3 protein-coding genes are annotated in these 5,902 nt (G+C 69.5%); 2 read left to right on the top strand and 1 reads right to left on the bottom strand.

Going from position 1 to position 5,902, the window contains the following annotated elements:
• Positions 1 to 30: 30 nt before the first annotated feature.
• Positions 31 to 2,196, bottom strand: a complete 2,166-nt coding sequence (gene malQ / locus G6031_RS09140) for a 4-alpha-glucanotransferase (RefSeq protein WP_347238473.1) — start codon at positions 2,194 to 2,196, stop codon at positions 31 to 33.
• 190 nt (positions 2,197 to 2,386) lie between these two features.
• Between malQ and G6031_RS09135 the strand changes: the two genes are divergently transcribed.
• Both G6031_RS09135 and G6031_RS09130 read left to right on the top strand, forming a co-directional pair.
• The gene (locus G6031_RS09135) at positions 2,387 to 3,598 is read left to right on the top strand and encodes an acetyl-CoA C-acetyltransferase (RefSeq protein ID WP_182653088.1); all 1,212 of its coding nucleotides are present in this window, start codon (positions 2,387 to 2,389) and stop codon (positions 3,596 to 3,598) included.
• 41 nt (positions 3,599 to 3,639) lie between these two features.
• Positions 3,640 to 5,829 (top strand): 3-hydroxyacyl-CoA dehydrogenase NAD-binding domain-containing protein, encoded by a 2,190-nt coding sequence (locus tag G6031_RS09130; RefSeq protein WP_182653087.1) that lies wholly within the window; start codon positions 3,640 to 3,642, stop codon positions 5,827 to 5,829.
• The last annotated feature ends 73 nt before the right edge of the window (positions 5,830 to 5,902 follow it).

Genomic DNA, 5,902 nt, shown 5'->3' with positions numbered 1-5,902 from the left:
GGATCGCATCACGCGACCCGGGGGCTCTCGTCATACCACCCCATTTTCGCCGGCCACCGCGCCCCACACCCGCCCCGCAAGGCCGGAGTCACGTAGTCCCTCCACGGAGACCACCGCACCCCGGCTGTCGGTGAGCGGGACACGCCAGTTCGGGTACTCCTCGGACGTCCCCGGCATGTTGACCGGCCGGCGATCTCCAGCCAGGTCGGCGACGGACACGGCGTACAGGAGAGAGGGCGCCGCGGACAGGAAGGCGTGGAGCGCCACCACCAGGTCTTCCGGGCTGTCGCCCTTGAGGAGACCGCGCTGCCTGACCGCCTCGGTGTAGGAACGGATCTCGGCCGCGGCGTTGAGGCGCTCCTGCTCCGCATCGCCCGTCAGCTGGCCCAGCTCCTCGCGGACGTCCACGTGGACGAGATCGACATAACCGGCGGTCGGGGGGAGGTCGTGGGTCGTCACCGAGGCCATGCACAGTCGCCGGTAGTCCTCCGGAGGCGTCGGCCCGCCGTCCTCCTGCTCGAACCACATCACCGAGGTCCCCATGACTCCTCGCTCGGACAGTTCCTCCCGGACCCCCGGTGCGACGGTCCCCAGGTCCTCTCCCACGACCACGGCTCCGGCACGTGACGCCTCCAGAGCGAGGACCCCGATCATCGCCTCGTGGTCGTAGCGCACATAGGTTCCCTCGGTGGGCGCGAGTCCCGACGGTATCCACCAGAGTCGGAAGAGCCCGAGGATGTGGTCGATCCGGATCCCTCCCGAGTCCCGCAGCGCAGCGCGCACGATGTCCCGGAACGGTCGGTAGCCCTCCTCGGCGAGCGCGTCCGGTCGCAACGGGGGTTGAGACCAGTCCTGGCCCAGTTGGTTGTAGGCGTCCGGCGGCGCGCCCACGGTGACCCCGCGTGCCAGTGAGCGGTGGAGGGCCCAGGCGTCGGCGCCGGTGGGATGAACCCCGACGGCGAGGTCGTGCAGGATGCCCAGGCGCATCCCCGCCGACAGGGCCGCACTCTGCGCCCCTGCACGCTGTTGAGCGACCTGCCACTGCAGCCACTGGTGGAAACGGACCTCCTCCGCGTGGTCGTGCGCGTAGCGCGCCACCGCGTCGGAGTCCGGATCCCGGAGATCCTCGGGCCACCGCGACCAGTCCGGGCCCGCCTCGGCCGCCAGCGCGCACCACGTGGCGAAGCGATGGAGACCGGGTTCCTGTTCGACGACGAAGGCGTCGAACTCCCGTGCCCGATCATCCGACAGGGGAGCCGAGAACACCATCCGCAGGGCATCGAGCTTGGCACTCCAGGAGGAGTCGCGGTCGATGGTGTCCCGGGAGTTGTGCGGGTGCTGTGACCGCGCGAGATCATCGATTCTCCGCCTGTCCTCATCCGGCAGGGCGGTGTACTCCGGAATCTGCTCGGGACGGAGATACAGAGGCGAGGCGAACCTACGCGTGGTGGGTAGGTACGGGGACGGCTCCACCGGCGGGAACGGCTCCCCGGCGTGCATCGGGTTGACCAGGACGAAGTCGGCTCCGAGGTCCCGGCCCGCCCAGCCGGCGAGGTCGGCCAGATCGGCCAGGTCCCCGACCCCCCACGATTGCTCGGACCGGACCTGGTAGATCTGCGCGGCCAGACCGGCCGCGCGGCGTCGCGTGAGGTCCGCGGGAACCGGTATCGATTGCGGGGCCACCAGCAGGGTGGACTCGACCGTCCGGGATCCGGGAGCTGACGGTTCGGAGACCACGGCGACGAGCCGATGCCATCCGAGGGGGAGGGAGGCGGGGAGGTCGAGTTCGACGCGGTCGACGAGCACGCCGTCGACCTCCATCGACTCGGCAGGGGTGTCGGGGAGCTCCACATCGAGCGGTGCGGCCGAGTCCTCGAGATGGGCCGACAGCGTCACCGTGCCACCGCGTGGGACATGAACCGCGCACCTGGCGCCCGCCCCCCGCCTCGCCACTATCGTCGGTGGGAGCACCCGCCGCCACGGCCGCAGACGATTCTCCTCGAGGGCCTCACGGGCCGTGGTGCCGCTCTCGTCGTCGTCATCGCCGGCCCGGACGCCCATCGCGGCCAGAACCGCGCGCAGGGTCCGGGCGGTGATGTCCTGTCGGACTCCGCGCGCATCGGTGTAGCTCGTGGCGACCCCACACCTCTCGGCGAGCTCGACCAGGGCGGGGGGTACGGCGTCGGTCACGGTCACGGGGGTCCTCGCGTCGGGTCGGGCGGCGCCCCTGCCGGGGCGCCGCGGACAGTCACGGTCCACTGTGCCACCGGAGCGCCCGGGGTGCGGGTCGACAAAAACGGACCGCACTCCGCGCGCGGTGGGTGGACAACGTAACCTGAGTTCGAACACGTATCAGTTCCGCCCAGAGAAAGGCCGTGGACAACCCATGACCGAGGCATTCATCTACGACGCCATCCGGACTCCGCGAGGCAAGGGCAAGCCTGGCGGCGCTCTGCACGGGGTCAAGCCGATCGACCTGGTCGTCGGTCTCATCGAAGAAATGCGGCGTCGGTTCCCCGACCTCGACGAGAACCGGATCTCGGACATCATCTACGGAATCGTCACCCCCCTGGGTGACCAGGGCATGGATCTGCCGCGCATCGCCGCGCTGGCCGCCAAGATGCCCGACACCGTGGCCGGCGTGCAGATCAACCGCTTCTGCGCATCCGGCCTGACCACGATCAACATGGCCGCCCAGAAGATCCGCTCCGGATGGGACGAGGTCGTCCTCGCCGGCGGCGTCGAGTCCATGTCGCGTGTCCCGATGGGCACCGACGGCGGGGCCTGGGCCCTGGACCCGGCCACCAACTACGACACGTACTTCTCCCCGCAGGGGATCGGTGCCGACCTCATCGCCACCCTCGAGGGCTTCACCCGCGAGGACGTGGACCGCTACGCCGAGCGCTCGCAGCGGCTCGCCGCCCAGGCGTGGGAGGAGGGCCGGTTCGCCAAGTCGGTCGTCCCGGTCAAGGACATCAACGGTGTCACCATTCTCGACCACGACGAGCACATGCGTCCGGGCACCACCGTCGAGAAGCTGGCCGGCCTCACGCCGTCGTTCGCCATGGTCGGCGACATGGGTGGCTTCGACGCCGTCGCGCTGCAGAAGTACCACTGGGTCGAGAAGATCAACCACGTCCACCACGGTGGCAACTCGTCCGGCATCGTCGACGGCGCCGCGCTCGTGGTGGTCGGTTCGGAGAAGGCCGGCAAGGAGATGAACATGACGCCGCGCGCCCGTGTCGTGGCCGCGGCCACCTCCGGCGCCGACACCACCATCATGCTCACCGGCCCGACCCCGGCAGCGAAGAAGGCTCTCGAGATCGCCGGCCTCACCTCTGACGACATCGATCTCTGGGAGCTCAACGAGGCCTTCGCCTCCGTCGTCCTGCGGTTCCAGAAGGACATGAACATCCCCGACGAGAAGCTCAACGTCAACGGCGGAGCGATCGCCATGGGCCACCCCCTCGGTGCGACCGGCGCCATGATCACCGGCACCGTGCTCGACGAGCTCGAGCGGACCGGCGGCAAGCGCGCCCTCATCACGCTCTGCGTGGGCGGCGGCATGGGAGTCGCCACCATCATCGAGCGCGTCTGATCCGCACCACCGACACCACAGCCTTGAGGAGTAGAGAACCAGTGAGCGAAAACATGTTCCGGTGGGAGCAGGACGGCGACGGCATCGTCACCCTCACCATGGATGACCCCGACCACGGCGCGAACACCATGAACGCCCGTTTCATCGACGACTTCTCGGAGACCGTCGGCCGCATCGAGGCCGAGAAGGACTCCATCAAGGGCGTCGTCCTGACCTCCGCCAAGAAGAGCTTCTTCGGTGGCGGCGACCTCAAGTCCATGATCACGGCGGGCCCCGAGGACGCCGAGCAGCTGTTCGAGCGGTCCATGGAGATCAAGGGCCGGATGCGCGCCCTCGAGACCCTCGGGGTCCCGGTCGTGGCCGCGATCAACGGTGCGGCCCTGGGTGGCGGCCTCGAGCTCGCGCTCGCGTGCCACCACCGCGTCATGGCCGACGCCCGCGGCGCCAAGGTCGGCCTGCCCGAGGTCACCCTCGGTCTGCTGCCGGGTGGCGGCGGGATCGTCCGGACCGTCCGCATGTTCGGCCTGGCCCAGGCCGTGCCCAACATCCTCATGTCCGGTCGGTCCTTCGCGCCGGCCAAGGCGCTCGAGGCCGGCCTCGTCGACGAGGTCGTGGCCCCCGAGCAGTTGATCGACGCCGCCAAGGCGTGGATCGGCACCGAGCCCGAGGCCACCCAGCCGTGGGACCGCAAGGGGTGGAAGCTCCCCGGCGGCACGATCAAGGACCCCGCACTGGCCGGCGTCCTGCCGTCCTTCCCCGCGAACATGCGCAAGCAGACCAAGGGCGCGCCCTCCCCGGCGCCGCGTGCCATCATGGCCGCGGCCGTCGAGGGCTCGCAGGTGGACTTCGCCACCGCGGAGAAGATCGAGGCGCGCTATTTCGTCTCGCTGGTGACCGGTGTCGTGGCCAAGAACATGATCCAGGCCTTCTTCTTCGACATGCAGCACTGCTCCTCGGGGGGAGCGCGGCCCAAGGCCGCCGACAGTTCGGAGATCCCCCGGACGCAGTTCACCAAGGTCGGAGTCCTGGGAGCCGGCATGATGGGCGCGGGCATCGCCTACGTCTGCGCCAAGGCCGGCATCGAGGTCGTGCTCAAGGATGTCGAGCAGGCCTCCGCCGACAAGGGCAAGGCGTACTCCGAGAGCATCGAGGCCAAGGCGCTCGAGCGTGGGCGCACCACCCAGGAGAAGTCCGACGCACTGCTCGCCCGCATCACACCCACGACGGACCCGCAGGCCCTCGCCGGCTGCGACCTCGTGATCGAGGCCGTCTTCGAGTCCCCGGACCTGAAGCGGAAGGTCTTCCAGGAGATCGAGGACATCGTCGCCCCCGACGCGTTGCTCGGTTCCAACACCTCCACCCTGCCCATCACCGACCTCGCGACCGGCGTCAAGCGGCCCGAGGACTTCATCGGCCTGCACTTCTTCTCCCCGGTCGACAAGATGCAGCTCGTGGAGATCATCTCGGGCGAGAAGACTACGCCCGAGACGCTGGCCAAGGCGATCGACCTCACCCTGCAGATCCGCAAGATCCCGATCGTGGTCAACGACTCCCGTGGCTTCTACACCTCGCGTGTGATCGGCACGTTCGTCAACGAGGCCATCGGGATGCTGGCCGAGGGCATCGAACCCTCGACCATCGAGCAGGCCGGTCGCATCGCCGGATACCCGGCGGCGCCGCTGCAGTTGTCCGACGAGCTGAACCTCAACCTGATGGTCAAGATCCGTCAGGCCACCCGCGAGGCGGCGGAGGCCGCCGGGCAGGAGTTCGTGCCCGACGCGGTCGACCGGGTGATCCTCAAGATGGTCGAGGAGCTCGAGCGTTCCGGCCGTGCCGCCGGCGCAGGCTTCTACGAGTACGCCGACGGTAAGCGCGCCGGCCTCTGGCCGGGCCTGCGGGAGGCGTTCGGCACCTCCCCGGAGAACGCGCCCCCGCTGCAGGACCTGGTGGACCGCATGCTGTTCGCCGAGGTGCTCGAGACGCAGAAGTGTGTGGACGAGGGCGTGATCGTCGACGACGCCGACGCCAACATCGGGTCCATCATCGGCATCGGGTTCCCGGCGTGGACGGGCGGGACCCGCCAGTACGCCAAGAACTACGCCGCACCCGGCGAGCACGTCGCCTCGGGCTACAAGGGTTTCGTCGCCCGAGCCGAGGAACTGGCCGCCAAGTACGGCGAGCGCTTCGCGCCCACCGAGTCGTTGAAGAAGGCGGCTGCCGAGCAGAACTGAACAGGCCACCGGCCGAGCGGTCCGCTCGACACGCGGTAGAGGCGGCCGCCCCCGGGAACCCCCGGGGGCGGCC

Source organism: Dietzia sp. CQ4 (genome assembly GCF_014145125.1).
GTDB classification, from domain to species: domain Bacteria; phylum Actinomycetota; class Actinomycetes; order Mycobacteriales; family Mycobacteriaceae; genus Dietzia; species Dietzia natronolimnaea.
Note: the sequence above shows the minus strand (reverse complement) of the source record. Positions and strands in the feature narration are given on the sequence as shown.

Excerpts from the sequence above, each read along its gene's own strand:
- G6031_RS09135 (WP_182653088.1), top strand. The coding sequence starts at position 2,387 with ATGACCGAGGCATTCATCTACGACGCCATCCGGACTCCGCGAGGCAAG.